9 protein-coding genes are annotated in these 14,586 nt (G+C 65.8%); 5 read left to right on the forward strand and 4 right to left on the reverse strand.

Annotation, left to right across the window (positions count from 1 at the left end; all coding sequences use genetic code 11):
* Nucleotides 1-8: 8 nt before the first annotated feature.
* The 3 genes from X907_RS12620 (at nucleotide 9) to X907_RS12630 (ending at nucleotide 4,551) form a co-directional block, all read left to right on the forward strand.
* Nucleotides 9-1,430 (forward strand): coniferyl aldehyde dehydrogenase, encoded by a 1,422-nt coding sequence (locus X907_RS12620; protein WP_127568552.1) that lies wholly within the window; start codon nucleotides 9-11, stop codon nucleotides 1,428-1,430.
* A gap of 81 nt (nucleotides 1,431-1,511) precedes the next feature.
* Entirely contained in the window at nucleotides 1,512-3,821 is a 2,310-nt protein-coding gene (locus tag X907_RS12625; RefSeq protein WP_127568553.1) for a penicillin acylase family protein, read from the forward strand.
* A 7-nt stretch (nucleotides 3,822-3,828) separates the two neighbouring features.
* A complete protein-coding gene (locus tag X907_RS12630; RefSeq protein WP_127568554.1) occupies nucleotides 3,829-4,551 on the forward strand; it encodes a M48 family metallopeptidase in 723 nt (240 codons plus the stop codon).
* Nucleotides 4,552-4,628: 77 nt separating this feature from the next.
* Here the strand turns inward: X907_RS12630 and rpsU are convergent, their stop codons facing one another.
* On the reverse strand, nucleotides 4,629-4,862 hold the full coding sequence (gene rpsU, locus X907_RS12635) for a 30S ribosomal protein S21 (RefSeq protein ID WP_036514953.1): 234 nt from the start codon (nucleotides 4,860-4,862) through the stop codon (nucleotides 4,629-4,631).
* Between the two features lie 214 nt (nucleotides 4,863-5,076).
* Between rpsU and X907_RS12640 the strand changes: the two genes are divergently transcribed.
* Nucleotides 5,077-5,751 (forward strand): COQ9 family protein, encoded by a 675-nt coding sequence (locus tag X907_RS12640; RefSeq protein WP_127568555.1) that lies wholly within the window; start codon nucleotides 5,077-5,079, stop codon nucleotides 5,749-5,751.
* A gap of 209 nt (nucleotides 5,752-5,960) precedes the next feature.
* Here the strand turns inward: X907_RS12640 and rsmI are convergent, their stop codons facing one another.
* Nucleotides 5,961-6,719, reverse strand: a complete 759-nt coding sequence (gene rsmI / locus X907_RS12645; protein ID WP_170175557.1) for a 16S rRNA (cytidine(1402)-2'-O)-methyltransferase — start codon at nucleotides 6,717-6,719, stop codon at nucleotides 5,961-5,963.
* Between the two features lie 122 nt (nucleotides 6,720-6,841).
* Between rsmI and X907_RS12650 the strand changes: the two genes are divergently transcribed.
* Nucleotides 6,842-7,450 (forward strand): hypothetical protein, encoded by a 609-nt coding sequence (locus X907_RS12650; RefSeq protein ID WP_127568557.1) that lies wholly within the window; start codon nucleotides 6,842-6,844, stop codon nucleotides 7,448-7,450.
* 71 nt (nucleotides 7,451-7,521) lie between these two features.
* Here the strand turns inward: X907_RS12650 and pbpC are convergent, their stop codons facing one another.
* Both pbpC and X907_RS12660 read right to left on the reverse strand, forming a co-directional pair.
* Nucleotides 7,522-9,579, reverse strand: coding sequence for a penicillin-binding protein 1C (pbpC, locus tag X907_RS12655; protein ID WP_127568559.1), 2,058 nt, complete (start codon nucleotides 9,577-9,579; stop codon nucleotides 7,522-7,524).
* Complete coding sequence (locus tag X907_RS12660; protein WP_233352370.1) at nucleotides 9,579-14,477, reverse strand: alpha-2-macroglobulin family protein; 4,899 nt, start codon at nucleotides 14,475-14,477, stop codon at nucleotides 9,579-9,581. Before X907_RS12660 ends, pbpC begins: the two co-directional genes overlap by 1 nt.
* Nucleotides 14,478-14,586: the final 109 nt, after the last annotated feature.

Consider the following 14,586-nt stretch of genomic DNA (forward strand, 5'->3'; position numbering starts at 1 on the left):
GAGACCCGATGAGTGACGCCGCAGCCCGCCAGATCGAGCGCATGAAATCGGTCTTCGACGCGCAGAAATCCGCCTTCAAGGCCAGCAAGATACGCCCCTATGGCGAACGCAAGGCGGACCTTGAGAAGCTCGAAGCCATGGTCAAGGAGAAGGCCGATGCCTTCGCCGCCGCCGTGTCCGCAGACTATGGCCGCCGCTCCGCCGCCGAGACCCAGATCGCCGAGATCGGCTTTACCCTCGCCACCGCCAAGCACACCCGCAAGAAGCTCAAAAGCTGGATGGCGGACCGCTCGGTGCCGGTGCCGATGACGCTGGCGCCGGGCAAAGCCTATATAAGGCGCGAGCCGAAGGGCGTTGTCGGCATTGTCGCGCCGTGGAACTACCCGATCCAGCTGGCGCTGGCCCCGCTGGTTCCGGCCCTTGCTGCCGGGTGCCGGGTGATGATCAAGCCGTCCGAATACACGCCGCGCGTCGCCGACATGCTGAAAGAGACGCTTGGCAGCCTCTATTCGGAGGACCATGTCGCCGTCATCACCGGCGGGCCGGAAGTGGGGCAAGCCTTCTGCGATCTGGCCTTCGACCATCTCTTCTACACTGGCTCCACCCATGTCGGGCGGCTGGTGGCGCAGGCGGCCGCGAAGAACCTCACCCCCGTCACGCTGGAGCTGGGTGGCAAATCGCCCACCGTCATCGCGCCCGATTTCGACATCGAGGAAGCGGCCAAGACCATCGCCTGGGGCAAGTATTTCAATGCCGGCCAGACCTGCGTCGCGCCGGACTATGTGCTGACCCCCAAGGGCTCTGAGCAATCCCTAGCCGATGCGATTGTCGCCAATGCGACGAAGTTCTGGCCCGGCCCGGACAGCAATGACGACTATACCGGCATCGTTTCGGAGCGGCACTACAAGCGCATCTCAGAGATGGTCGAGGAAGCGCGCAAGGGCGGCGCGACCGTGCTGCAGGTGCCCACCGAAAGCGGCACGGGCGGCAATCACCATGCCTTCCCGCCGACGGTGGTGCTGAATGCGCCTGCGGACTCAAAACTGATGACGGAAGAGATTTTCGGCCCCGTATTGCCGGTGCTCGGCCATGACGGTCTTGATGATGCCGCACGCATCATCAATGACCGGGACCGGCCGCTGGCGCTTTATGTCTACACAAAGTCCAAAGCTACCGCGCAGGTCTTTCTCGACAAGACCATGTCGGGCGGGGTGGGCGTGAACGTGCCGATGCTGCACCTGTCGGTCGAGGATTTGCCCTTTGGCGGCACGGGCGCATCGGGCTATGGCGCCTATCACGGTGAAGAGGGTTTCCGTACCTTCTGCCATGAGCGCAGCGTGTTTCATGCGCCGGTCTGGCACCCGATCCGCCTGATGGCGCCGCCTTACGGAAAGCTGTTTGAATTTTTCAAGAAACTGCAGGCCGGGTAAGCGCTCACCGCTTCCCTCGCGCCTTCAGCTTGATAAGCTCGCGCCGCTCACGGGCACGGGGCCTGAGTCGAGGGGGCTATCATGGTGAAATGGATTGTGCGCAGCGTTATCGGCGTTGTGGCCTTGGTGCTGGTTCTTGTTCTGGCCGTAACCGGCTGGGCGGGCTGGCGGTTTGTGGGGTCCCAGCCTCGTCTTGAAGGCGAGGTCCGCCTTGAGGGCGTGACAGCGCCAGTCAATGTGGTGCGCGATCAATATGGCGTGGCGCACATTTTCGGCGAGACCGATGCCGACGTCTATTTCGCCCTTGGCTACACCCACGCCGCCGAACGCTTTTTCCAGATGGACCTCTACCGGCGCACCGCGCAGGGACGTCTGTCGGAGCTGTTCGGCGAGCGCGCCCTGCGCGCCGATATTCGCGCGCGCACTTTTGGATTTCCAGAAGCCACCCGCCACGCGCTGGCAAACCTGTCGGACGAGGCCCGCCTCGCCATCGAGGCCTATGTCAGCGGCGTGAATGCCCGCCTCGAACAAGGCAATCCGGCTCCGGAATACCTGCTCCTGCGCACACGGCCCGAACCCTGGACGCTGGCTGATTCCGCCTCCGTGATGATCGTGCTGGCCGATGATCTGGCCGCTGGTGAGGGCGAGGACCGCGAGCGCGCCCGCGCATCGCAGGTGCTCGAGGGTTCGATGCTGGAACAATTCCTCGCCGCCTTCCCGGACTGGGGCCCAACCACGCTGAAAGACGAAGACATCAACGCCGCCTTCGGTGATATTCGCCGCCAGACGCTTCCCCCGCCTGCCGGCACCCAGCCCGATAACGAGCCCGGCTCCAATGCCTGGGTCGTCTCGGGGGACCGCACCGAGACCGGCGCGCCCCTGTTGGCCAATGATCCGCATCTGGGCCTGTCCGCGCCCTCCATCTGGTATTTCACCCGGCTGAACCTCTCCTTCGGACCGGTACTGGGCGCGTCCCTGCCCGGCACACCCTTCATCACGCTGGGGCGCAACGCCCACGGCGCGTGGGGCTTCACCAATACCGGCTTTAAGGTGATCGACCTTGTCGAACGCGACAGCGACACCACGCAGACCAATACGCGCATCGAGACCATCAACGTACTCGGCCAGCGCGATCCGTTCGAACTCACCATCACCGAGACGAGCGAAGGCCCGGTACTGGACGCCCAATGGTTTGATCTGACCGGCTTTGATTCCGATGCTCTGGTCGTGCGCCGCTCCACCGTGTCTGACCCTGGCAACCGGGTGGCCGATGCAACCCTTGCCATCATGCGCTCTACCGGCTGGGACGATTTCGTGGAGGCCGGACGCGGCTGGACCGCACCGATGCAGAACATGCACTATGCGGGCGTCGACGGTACAATCGGCTACACCACGGCGGGCCTTCTCCCCATGCGCGATGAGGATGGCGAGTGGACAGGCTTTGTCCCGTTCGAGGAACTGCCCCGCATCGCCAACCCGGCTGGCGGCTCGATTGCGTCGGGCAATAATCTGCCAGCAGGCGCGGCCTATCCCTACCCGCTGCCCGGCCGCTATGGGGTGCATCGCGCCGTGCGTATCGAGACCATGCTGGCCGAGCGCCGCCGTCACTCGCTGGAAGGCTTCATCACCATGCAGATGGATGTCACCTCTGCACTGGCTGAAGCCATCCTGCCCGCCCTGCTGGCCGCGCAGCCCGAAAGCGAGCTGGGCCTTGAAGCGCTCGCCCGCCTCGAAGGCTGGAACGCATCACTGGATGCTGATGGCCCGGAAGGGCTTGTTCTGTCAGCCTGGCTGCGGGTGATGACCGAGGCGATCTGGGCCGATGAGCTGGGCCCCATGGCGCGCTATTTCCGCGGGCCGCGCCCTGTCTTCGTGCAGGACGTGCTGACGGGCGATGCATCATCCTGGTGCAACAACGTGACGACCACGCAGGTGGAAACCTGCCCCGTCATTGCCGGGCTGGCACTGGACACCGCCATGGCAGAGCTGGCGCGTACCAATGGCAGCGACATGTCCCGCTGGCGCTGGGGCGACCATGCGCAGGGCTATTTTGCCCACCCCATGGATGGCCTGCCCGTGCTGGGGGATATGTTTAGCGTGCGCGCGCCGGTCGGCGGCGATGGCACCACCGTCAATGTCGCCAGTTTCAGCTATGCCGGTGAAGGGTTTGATATCGTCCACGCCGCCTCGCTGCGTGTGGTCTACGACCTCGCTGACCTCAACAATTCGCGCTTCATCCACGGCCCGGGCCAGTCCGGCCACCCGCTCTCGCCACACTACCGCGATCTGGTCGAGCTGTGGTCGCGCGGCGAGTATTTCCAGATCCGCGATGACTGGACGCCAGACAGCACACCGCAAGGATCGCGCGTTCTGACGTTGAGACCGCGCTAGGAGTGTCATGCAGACCCGTACAATCGAGCTGGACGGCCACGACGTCACCTATCAGGTGCGCCATACCGGGCGGCGAACGATCGGGCTGCGCATCGATGCCGATGGCCTGACCATCACCCTGCCCCGGCGCACACCCGCGATCGAAGCGGACCGGGTGGCGCGCGACCGGGCGGGATGGATACTGCCCCGGCTTGAAAAATGGAGTGCGCGCGCCCGGCCGGACTTTACCGGCATGGGCGGCCAGACAATCGGCTATCTGGGCCGCGAGCTGGAAGTCGTGGTCGAGCCGCACGGGCGCGCACGCACCCTCATCAGCGTTCATGACGATCACCTGCTGGTGAAAACCGATGAACGCCTCGATCCATCCTTGCGCGATGCCACCGTGCTGCGGGCGGTCAAGCGCTGGCGGGCCGATACTGCCCTTGCCGACTATACGCCGCGCATCGCGCACTATGCCGGAGCGCTCGGCCTGCCTGCCCCGCAAGTGAAGGTACGAGCGCAGGAATCACGCTGGGGCAGCTGTTCATCAGACGGCGTGATCCGCATGAATACGCGCCTGATCGCCTTCCCCGAGGACGAGATCGCCTATGTCTGCGCCCACGAGGCCTGCCACCTCATCGAGATGAACCATTCGCCGCGCTTTTATGCCCTGCTGGACCGGATCATGCCCGACCACAAGGCGCGCCGCCGGTCAATGCGCGAGCGTACCCCGCCCGGCCATACATTCTGACAATCACAACGCAAAACGCCGCGCCGGAATATCCGGCGCGGCGTAATGTTTGTGCAGTCCCGTAAAGGGAAGCTGGCCTAGCGGCGGGCCGTTGCCGTACGCGGCAGCAGGCCTTCGCGCTGGGCGCGCTTGCGGGCCAGCTTGCGGGCGCGGCGGATCGCCTCCGCCTTCTGGCGAGCGCGCTTTTCAGACGGCTTTTCGTAATGGTTGCGGCGCTTCATCTCGCGGAAAGTGCCTTCCCGCTGCATTTTCTTTTTCAATGCCTTGAGCGCTTGCTCGACATTGTTATCGCGCACGACGATCTGAACGATGACTTACTCTCCCAGGTCCTGCAACGGGTCCGGTCTGGCCGGTCACCCAGAATTCTAACACGAAAAGGCGTAACAGAGCGGTTCTGGATCGCCTGTTCCGCCGGAAACTTTGCGATGAGGCGCGGGTGTTACCAGAGCAAAGCCCTGCTGTCCATACACATCGCGGCATGCTGACGCGATGACGCGCACACAAATTCACAGTAGATTACCCGCCATGAGCACATCAAACGCCTCTGACCGCCCCAATCGTTCCCACGCGGATGCAGCCCGCGCCCGGCTGCTGGACGCTGCCCTGCCCCATATACCCTTCGAGGGCTGGTCAGGATCGCTCTTGCGCATCGCCGCGCGTGATGCCGGGATGAGCGATGACGAGGTGGCGCTCTATTGCCCGGACGGCGTCATCAGCCTGATCGTGTTCTGGTGGCGGGAAATGGATGACGCCGCACAGGAAGCCATAACGGCGGGAGAATCACCGGCAAAGATCCGCGAGCGCATCCGCCGGGCGGTCGTGCTGCGTCTGGAAGCGGGCAAGGGCCATGAGGATGCGCTGTCGCGCGCCCGGGCCCGCCTGCTGCTGCCCGACGGTATCGCCACCGGCGCGCAGCTCGCCTGGAACACGTCCGACATGATCTGGCGGGCGATTGGCGATACCTCGACCGATGCCAACTGGTATTCCAAGCGGGCGATCCTGACCGGCGTATGGACGTCCAGCCTCGCCATCTGGCTGTCAGAGAGTGACCCGGCAAAGCCCGACACACTCGCCTTCCTCGACCGGCGCATCGCCAATGTGATGGAGTTCGAGAAGGTGAAGGCGAAGGTCAACAAGCAGCTTGCCAGCCTGCCGGACTTTGCCGCCATGGCGGCGAAAATGCGCTACGGGACGCGGTAGGGGTAAAGCCCTCGTCCGGCTTGTCATCCCCCGCTTTATGCGGGGGACCCATGCCTCTTTTAGTTCCGCAACGCATCCGCGTTGCGATGTTCCGCGAAAAGTCGCGGGCGCGCAGTCGCGCTTTTCAGGCCGCTTCGCGGCCTGCTCCCCCCTAGCCCCCAACTCTCAGGCATGGGTGGCCCGGATAAACCGGGCCATGACAACTCTGGCTATTTCTTCTTGCCCCCATCGGGCGTGTATTTATTGACCTTCTCGCGCACTACCACGGCGCCTGCTATGACGATCACCGCCTCGCCGAGCGGCGGTTCGGAATAGCGCGCGGCCAGTTCGATGAGCGTGCCGCGATGGACGCGCTCGAACGCCTTGGTCAGCTCAAACGCCACCGCGCCCTGCCGCTCGCCCAAGACAGCGGCGGCGTCAGCAAGCGTCTCGGAGAGGCGCTGCGCGCTTTCCATGATGATGAGGGTCGCCGGATCGGCCTTGAACGGCTCCAGCCAGCGCTGGCGCTTACCGCTCTTGCGCGGGGCGAACCCCAGAAAAGTGAAGCGGTCGGTCGGCAAGCCCGACACCGCCAGCGCGGTGAGCACCGAGGATGGTCCCGGAACCGCACTGACCTCGAACCCGGCCTCGATGACCGCGCGCACCACCCGGTAGCCGGGATCGGAGATGGCAGGCATACCCGCATCACTGACCAGCGCCACGCTCTCGCCCTGCTCCAGCAATTTGACGATACCGCCTGCGCTGCTCTGCTCGTTATGGTCATGGCAGGCGATCAGGCGCGGCGGGGTGATACCGGCCAGATCCAGCAGGCGGCGCGTCGTGCGGGTATCCTCGCACGCAATGACGCTGACCTCTGACAGGATGCGCGCCGCGCGGGGGGCTAAGTCTTCCAGATTGCCAATAGGCGTACCCACCAGCCAGAGCCGGGGGCCGTCATAGGGCGTTTCAAGATTGGCGCTCGCGCTCATGACGGAGCGTTTTAGACCATCACGCGTTTCTGGCCAGAGCACACTTTCAGGCATGCGCGTTCACCGGTAATCTTTTCTTCGAAGTGGGCTTGGGTATTCGCAGTCACGAGAGGACAGGGCTGATGACGAAGATTTCCAGATTCTTGCTCGCGGGCGCGGGCTGTCTTGCGCTGGCTGGGCTGGCGGCGTGCGAGGATAATGCCGGGACCGCCGGCTGGGTCGATGTCGACGAGGCGGTGACGACACCGGCCGCCGAACCTGATCAGGATGCCGGGGAACGGGTGTCGACCCGCGAGCAGCATTTCGATGCCTTTGGCTATTATCTGCCCTTTGAACCGCTGCAGTTCGGCAATTGGCGGCTGGACAATGTCTTCATCGCCCCCAGTAGCGATTTCGAGGCATGGGAAGCGGGCGGCAGGCGCGACGAGATGCCGTTCGGCCCGGTGTTTGTGGATTTTTCTGATGTGAACAGCCCGACCGGCACAAACGAGCTCGGCGGTGAGTATCACACCGTCACGACGCGCGTGCAGGCCGACTATTACTATCTGGCCGATGGTGCCTTCACCTTTGAAGGCATCGATCCGGAGCTGGGAACCGTCATCATTGACGGCGCGCTGCACGGCGATGTCGTCCGCGCCGGTGACAGCCAGCGCCCTGCCTTTACCGGCGGTGTGGAAGTGGGCGGAGAGCGTATCCGCAATATCTCGCTGCGCTGGTATGGCGGGGACTAGAGCGCAATCCGAAAAGTGGGAACCGGTTTTCGGAAAAAATTGCGCGTTAAAATAAAAATTTGGAGCGCCGGTCAGGACGGGGCAGGCATCCGCACCCGGACACGGGTGCGGGCGCTGCGCCCGTCCGCATCGACCACCGTAAGCTCGTAAAAGCCCGGCCCTTGCGGCTGCCAGAGTGACTGTCCGCCTGCATCAAGCGCCACCGGTACGCCGCGCTGATACCAGCGCAGCGGCCCGATGCCGCGCGCCGACAGGGCAAATCCGCGCCCCGGCTCATCGGCCCACACTTCTGCGCCATCGGGCGGGAAAACGATGTCAGGGCCGGACACACCCCGGTCAAAGCGCGCCAGCGGCCCTGTGGCGTTCCTGGCTACAAGACTGTCTGTGCGCGACGCAACACCAGACGGATCACGCCGCGCGATGACATCAAAAATGTCGAACAGGGCAGGCAGGGCGGCCTGCCGTCCGGTCTCGCCGGGGCGCGGCGCGCCATCGGCCCGGCCTACCCAGACCACAACCGCGTAATTGCCCGAAACGCCCGCCGCCCAGGCATCGCGAAACCCGTAGGACGTCCCGGTCTTGTAGGCGATGGCGGGCGCGCCGCTGGTCAGGCGAGCGGGCATAAGGCCCGGCGGGGCGGGCGAGCGCTGCAGCACATCGACAAGCGTGGCAGCGGCAGAGCGGTCCAGCAGGCGGAAGCCCCGGCTTTCCCTGTTGGCCGCCGCCGCCTCCGGCGTCCAGGCAAGCGGCAATGCCTCGCCGCCTGCGCCGAGCGCCGCAAACATGACCGCGATCTCCTCTGCCGTAATGCCAAGCCCGCCGAGCGCGATGGCCAGCCCGGCATCGCCTTCGGTCGAGCGCGGCACAATGGCCCGCCCGCCGGCAAAGCTCATGGCGGCGAGAAAGCGGTTGGCCCCCACCGCGTCGAGCACCTGCACGGCCGGCACGTTGAGCGAATGCTGCAGCGCCTCGGCAATCGTCACATCGCCCCGGAAGCTGCGGTCGAAGTTTTCGGGGTTATAGTCGGCAAAGCGGCGCGGCAGATCGGCAATGCGCGTGCCGGGTCCTGCCAGCCCGTCCTCGAACGCCAGCCCGTAGATGAAGGGCTTCAAGACCGAGCCAGGCGAGCGCGCGCGCCGCGTCAGATCAATCCAGCCGCCCGGCCTGCCGCGCCCCGCAGACCCCACCGCCGCGCGCACTTCGCGCCCGTCCAGCGAGACGATCAGGGCGGAAGCCTGCACATCGGGTCCGGCCTCGTTTGCCAGCGTCTCCAGACGCGTCTCCAACGCGCTCTGAAGGCGGATGTCGATTGTGGAGAGCACCTCCCCGCCTGCACGGGCCAGATGCTGCGAGGCATGCCAGGCGCGCGCCGGGAAGGCGCGGCGGGAGGGTGCCGGTTCTTCTGCCGCATCCGCCGCCCAGTCCGCACTGATCAGGCCAGCGCGCTCCATGCGCGCCAGCAGCCGCGCACGCGAGGCCATCGCAGCATCGGGGCGCAGATCGGGACGGCGCGCTTCGGGTGCCTGCGGCAGGGCAATCAGGAGCGCGATCTCATCAGGGGTGAGCACGTCCGGCTCATGGCCGAACCACGCCCAGCTGGCCGCGCGCACGCCTTCCAGATTGCCACCATAGGGCGCGAGCGTCAGATAGGCTTGCAGGATTTCATGCTTGGAATAGCGCCGCTCCAGCTGGATAGCGCGCACCATCTCGATCAGTTTGGCTATAATCGTCCGGCGCGGGCGCGGCTCCAGCAGGCGGGCCGTCTGCATGGTGATCGTTGACCCGCCCGACACAATCCGGCCAGAGCTGATGAGGGAGCCAACAGCGCGCGCCATCGCCAGCGGGTCAACGCCGTGATGGGTATAGAAGCGCTGGTCCTCGATCTCGATCAGGGCGGCCAGAAACGCCGGATCGACGGCTTCAGGATCAACCGGCAGACGCCAGCGTCCATCCTCCACCGGGAAGGCGCGCAAGGCCCGCCCCTCCCGGTCTGTGACCAGCGCGGAGACCTCCGGCATGGGCGGGGGCGGCAGGGCGTGATCGAGCCCTGCCAGCAATACGCCAGCAGCGAGGAGCGAGGCGAGCGGCACGCTCGCCCGCCTCAGCCCTATCGTCAGCCAGCCAGCCATTACGGGCGGATCGTGACCTGCCCGGCCTCAGAGCGGGCAAACACGTCCGGCCGGTACATGTCTTCCACCACCGTGCCGGGCTGGACAAACTGCCCCGGCGTGACGGCGCGGACCATATAGGCCACCCGCACCGCATCGCGCCCGCGCGTATTGATGGCCGCGATGAAGCGGTCATCGCGCGCCTCGGCCACTTGCGTGGAAGCCAAGTCACCGAGGAAGGCGTAGGGCCCGGTATTGCCCGCATCGCTCTGGCGCAGAATGCCCTCGATCTCGAAGCCCGCAGGCAGGAGATCGGCGACGATCAGCGGCATGGCGCGGGTCTGCTCCGGCGTGATGGTCAGGCTGACAATGATCTGGTCACCGCGCCTGATGGCTGCTGTGTCGATAGCATTGCCGCGCCGGTCAGTAAGGGAGCGCTCGACACTCACGCCTTCGGACGCCGCATCAGGCGCTTCCACCGGCACCCCGCGCGCAAATGCCGTCACCCAGACCGGCTGCTGGCCCCGATTGGTCAGCTCCCGGCCCTCGCTCAGCTCATCGGCATCAAGGGTGACAGACTGACCTTCCAGCGGCGCACCGCCCCATTCCAGAGACAGGTTTTGCGCATCACCGGCAAAGGCACGCGCGGCCATCAGGACATGGGCCTGTTCCTGCGTGGTCATGCGCGAGGCTTCGGGCAAGTCACGCGCCAGCCGGGCCAGCAGACCCTCGACGCGATCTTCAATGCCTGCCTCGGCCACCAGAGCGGTCACACCGGCCAGATCACGCACCGGGGTCTGATACCAGTCGCCGGCATTATTGTAGCCGAGCACGGAGATGGCGCTGTCAAACGCGCTCACCGCGCGGGCGCGATCACCAATGGCGGCCAGCCCGGCCCCGATATGGGCGCGCGCCAGCGGGCTTTCGATACGGCCAAGCATTTCATCGTGCAGATAGCGAAGCCGCGCCCGGTCTCCCCGGCCCGCACGGGCCAGAAGGTAGGCGGCATAGGCGCTGCTGCGATGATTGATCCGGTCTTGCGTATCGCGGCTCCAGCGCGGATCGGGTGCGCTGGTGTCATAGCCATAGGCCTGCCACAGATCACCGCGCGCCACCGGCACCAGCGCATCAAGCGCGCGGGTCAGCGCCGCACGCGGCACGCTGTAGCCAGCCTCTGCAGCCCGCATCAGGAAATCGGTGGAATACGCACCCAGCCAGGGCGATGCCTGTCCGTCGCCAATGCGCCAGAGGCCGATAGCGCCATCCTCGCTCTGGCGGGCCAGCACCGATTCCACCGCCCGGCGCACGATGTCGTCTGCATCGGCGGGCGCATCCGCCCCCGACAGCCCGGCCATCTGCCCGGCATAGAGCAAGGGCAGGGCCCGGCTCACGGCCTGTTCGGTGCAACCATAGGGATAGCCCGACAGCGCCTCGTAGATCGCGGCCACATCGATGGGCGTTGCGGCGACGGAGAGGCGCAAAGCCCCGCTACCCGGTGCGAATACGCTAAGCGCATCGGCTGGCGGCTGCCAGGTTTCGCCCGGTCGCAGGGTGCGCCGCGTGATGGACGTCATCGGCAGGAAGGCTGAACGCACCTCAATCGGATACTCATGCACCACCGTCTCGCCATCCGGCCCGGTGACAGAGAGCGAGAGCTCTGCAATCCCCGGCGAAGACGCGGCAGAGAGGGCGACGGCGCGGTCGGTGCGCTGACCCGCAGGCAGGCTTTGCGTGAAGGCAGCGTCGGCAAAGCTGACAGGACCGTCCGCTTCCAGAGCCACCGCATAATCACCCGGCGCGCCATCAATATTGTCCAGGGTCAGCGTGGCCGAGGCCGTATCACCCGGTGCCAGGAAGCGCGGCAGGATCAGCTCTGAGGGCACATCATCGCGCACGGTCAGGGGCTGGCTCGCCGAGCCGATACCCCGATCAGACCACGCCACCGCCATCAGGCGCAGCTCACCATTGAAGTCCGGAATATCGAAGCTCACTTGCGCGCGGCCCTGCCCGTCAAAGCGCACCGGGCCGGAGAACAGCGCCACCGTGCGGGTCGGCACTACGGACAGACCCGCAGCCCCGATCTCGTCACCGCCAGAGCGCACCGGCGCTGCCGGTCCCTGATTGGGGTCGAGCAGGCGGCCATAATCATCGAGCAGGTCAACGCCGAGGCGCGCCTTGCCGAAGAACCAGCTTTCCGGGTCCGGCGAGGCAAAGCCGGTCAGCAGCAATATGCCCTCATCGACGGCAGCCACCGTCACATAAGCCTGTTCGCGGGCCGGGCCGTCGCTGGCAGTAATCGTGAAATCAAAACGCTCGCGCGGATTGATCCGCTCGGGCGCATCCAGTGTCAGCTCGAATGTACGGTCCTCGACATTGACCGGCACGTGCAGCACGCCCACCGCGCGGCGCGGGGTGGGGCGTGTCACGGCATCTCGCGGGGTGAAGACAGACACCATCACATAGGCGCCAGCGCCCCAGTCAGCGGTGACGGGCAGCTCCACTTCGGTAGCGCCTTCACCCACTTCCAGCGTGCGCGAGAGAATGACCCGGTCAGTCGCCACCACCAGCTCGGCCTGCCCGGCATAGGGGGCAAAGATGGACACTTGCGCGGTTTCACCGGTTTGCGGCGCCGCAGACGGGCCGGACAGGCGCACACGGTCAGGGGCCGCCTCGCCATCTGCAGGGCGTCCGCCATAGCCGGACCAGAAGCCGAAGCTCGCCAGATCCGCGCCATCAGCCGACACGATGAGGGTGTAATCACCCCAGTCGAGCGAAGGCGTTTCGACGATGGCCGGGTTCTCGCCATCGAGGCGCACTAGGCCGGACTCAATCGGCACGACGCGCTGCGAACGCCGCCAGCGCCAGTCGCCATTATCAGTGCGGTACCAGTCATACTGCCAGTCGGTACGGATCAGGCGCCAGTCCGCTTCCATCGCCAGCGCCGCGCCGTCCGCCCCGACACCGATCACGGACAGGCGCGTGGACTGGCCACGGCGCACGGTATCGTCATCGCCTGCCATGCGGATACCGACATAGCGGTCGCGCGGGCGGTAAGGGATGCGCACATCATCGCTGACAGCGCGCCCGCCGGGTTCTTCCACGGTGATGATCGCGCGCGCCCGCAAGGGCAGCGAGGAATCGCGCCCTGCCCGGCCCGGCGCGACCGGCATGGCCGCATTGCCCTGCCCGTCCGTCATGGTATCGGGCAGATCGATCACCTCCTCGGCGAAGCGCTCGTCATGCCTGCCAAAGCGGAAGCCGGAAAACTCAGGGAAAGGGTTGGGATCAGGCTGGATGCGGGCCGTACCGCGAAGCTGCAGCCCCGCCCCCGGCGCGCCATAAAGGAAGCGCGTGAAGGTTTCCACCATGCGCGTCTGACCGGCGCGGATCGGTGTGTCCGTGTCGGCGGTCAGCGTCAGCGCGACGCGTTGCGGTACAAAATCCTCGACAGACAGGCTATGACTGGCCACTTCGCCCACACCGTCCACGTTGACGCTGAGGCGCCAGCGGCCACGGGCCGCTTCGCGCGGCAGCTCAAAGTCATGGAATATCGCACCGGCCTGCGCGGCGCGCTCAAAACGCACCTCCTCATGGGCGAGGCCATTGGGCGCAAACAGCGTGATCGTGCCGGGGCGGTCAGATAGAGCCCGGCCCTCGCTGTCGCGGATCATGGCCGAGGCGTGAATTGTCTCACCCGGACGGTAAATGCCCCGGTCCAGCCAGATGAACCCGTCCGCGCCCTCGGCGCGGTTACGTCCGCCAACCGGCTGGGCGGAGAGATCAACCGGCGCGCGGGCAAGATCCAGCACCGCAAAATCACCATCAGGGCCGTAGGCCATCAGGAGGCGCGGCGCATCGCCTTCCCGGCCCGACACCAGCGCCTCGCCAAAGCGCACACGTCCGCGCTCATCGCTGCGGGCGGTCGCCAGCACTTCGTTGGAGCGGGCAATCAGCTGCACCTCGACGCCGGCCTGCGGCCGGGCGCTCTGCAGGGAGCGGACAATCGCATCAATCCCGTCACGCCCGCGATAGGCGGTAAAGGCAAGGTCGGTAACGATCAGCCAGCGCGCAGCGCGGGCGTAATCGCCATAGCGGGCCGTATCGATCTCGGCGAGATTTTCCGCGCGCAGGAAGTACGCGCCGGGGCGCAGATTGCCGATGGTTTCGGCCAGCGGAAATACGGTCGTGGTCATGGCGTTGGCATTGCCGGGCGTATCCATCTCGCCCTGCCAGACCGGCGATCCGGCCTCGCCCGGCTGTTCTTCGGAACCCAGCCAGTACCAGTCGCCGGACGCGGCGTTAAAGCCGGAAATGATCTGGCGGAAGGCGAGCGCACGGTCGGTCACGCGCGTCACCGTCACACGTACGGCATCGACATTGACGGTCTCGATGGCCACGCCGTCAGCGTCCACACGCGGCAGAATCACGCCCGTACCGGCAAAGCCGACATAGGCCGGGCGCGAGGCAAAGCTCAGCGTATCTCTCTCTTCGGTTTCAAGGCGGCGCCCATCGGCAGACGGCAGACCTTCGCGCAAGATGAGGGTGCGCGTCTGGCCAAAGCTAAGCCCGCCAATGCACAGGCGCTGGCCATCGACATTGAGAGCAACCGGCTCGTCCACTTCGACATAGGCGCTGTAATCGGTATCAGGATCGAGGGGAGCGGAGAAGGTCAGGCACAGGCGCGGCGCATCACCATCAATATCGGCCGCATAGCGCAGATACTCAAAACGGTCAGAGACGTCCGGCGTGGCGCGCGGCGCGTCGGCAGAGCGTGATTGCAGGGCAGGGCCTTCATCGCGCGAAGCCGGGGAAGGATCATCGCCGCAACCGGCCAGGGCGAGTGCGCCGGCGAGGCCCGCAAGGACCGCCACCCGCCGCAAGGACGCCGCACCGATCCGGCAAATATTTCCCGTACTCATCCCCATGGCCTGTCCTCCCTGCCTGCCCGCTAAGGGCGCCGCACTCTTGCATGGCGGCGGCGGGAATTCACCCCTCAATGGCAAATTTCCAAAGGATGAAAAACTACCT

The sequence above is a fragment of the Glycocaulis alkaliphilus genome, from assembly GCF_004000605.1.
In the GTDB taxonomy this organism is placed as follows: Bacteria; Pseudomonadota; Alphaproteobacteria; order Caulobacterales; family Maricaulaceae; genus Glycocaulis; species Glycocaulis alkaliphilus.

Bases quoted from the DNA above. Each gene is read 5' to 3' on its own strand.
- X907_RS12620 (WP_127568552.1), top strand. From the start codon at position 9: ATGAGTGACGCCGCAGCCCGCCAGATCGAGCGCATGAAATCGGTCTTC.
- X907_RS12625 (WP_127568553.1), top strand. From the start codon at position 1,512: ATGGTGAAATGGATTGTGCGCAGCGTTATCGGCGTTGTGGCCTTGGTG.
- X907_RS12630 (WP_127568554.1), top strand. From the start codon at position 3,829: ATGCAGACCCGTACAATCGAGCTGGACGGCCACGACGTCACCTATCAG.
- X907_RS12640 (WP_127568555.1), top strand. From the start codon at position 5,077: ATGAGCACATCAAACGCCTCTGACCGCCCCAATCGTTCCCACGCGGAT.
- rsmI (WP_170175557.1), bottom strand. From the start codon at position 6,719: ATGAGCGCGAGCGCCAATCTTGAAACGCCCTATGACGGCCCCCGGCTC.
- X907_RS12650 (WP_127568557.1), top strand. From the start codon at position 6,842: ATGACGAAGATTTCCAGATTCTTGCTCGCGGGCGCGGGCTGTCTTGCG.
- pbpC (WP_127568559.1), bottom strand. From the start codon at position 9,579: ATGGCTGGCTGGCTGACGATAGGGCTGAGGCGGGCGAGCGTGCCGCTC.
- X907_RS12660 (WP_233352370.1), bottom strand. From the start codon at position 14,477: ATGAGTACGGGAAATATTTGCCGGATCGGTGCGGCGTCCTTGCGGCGG.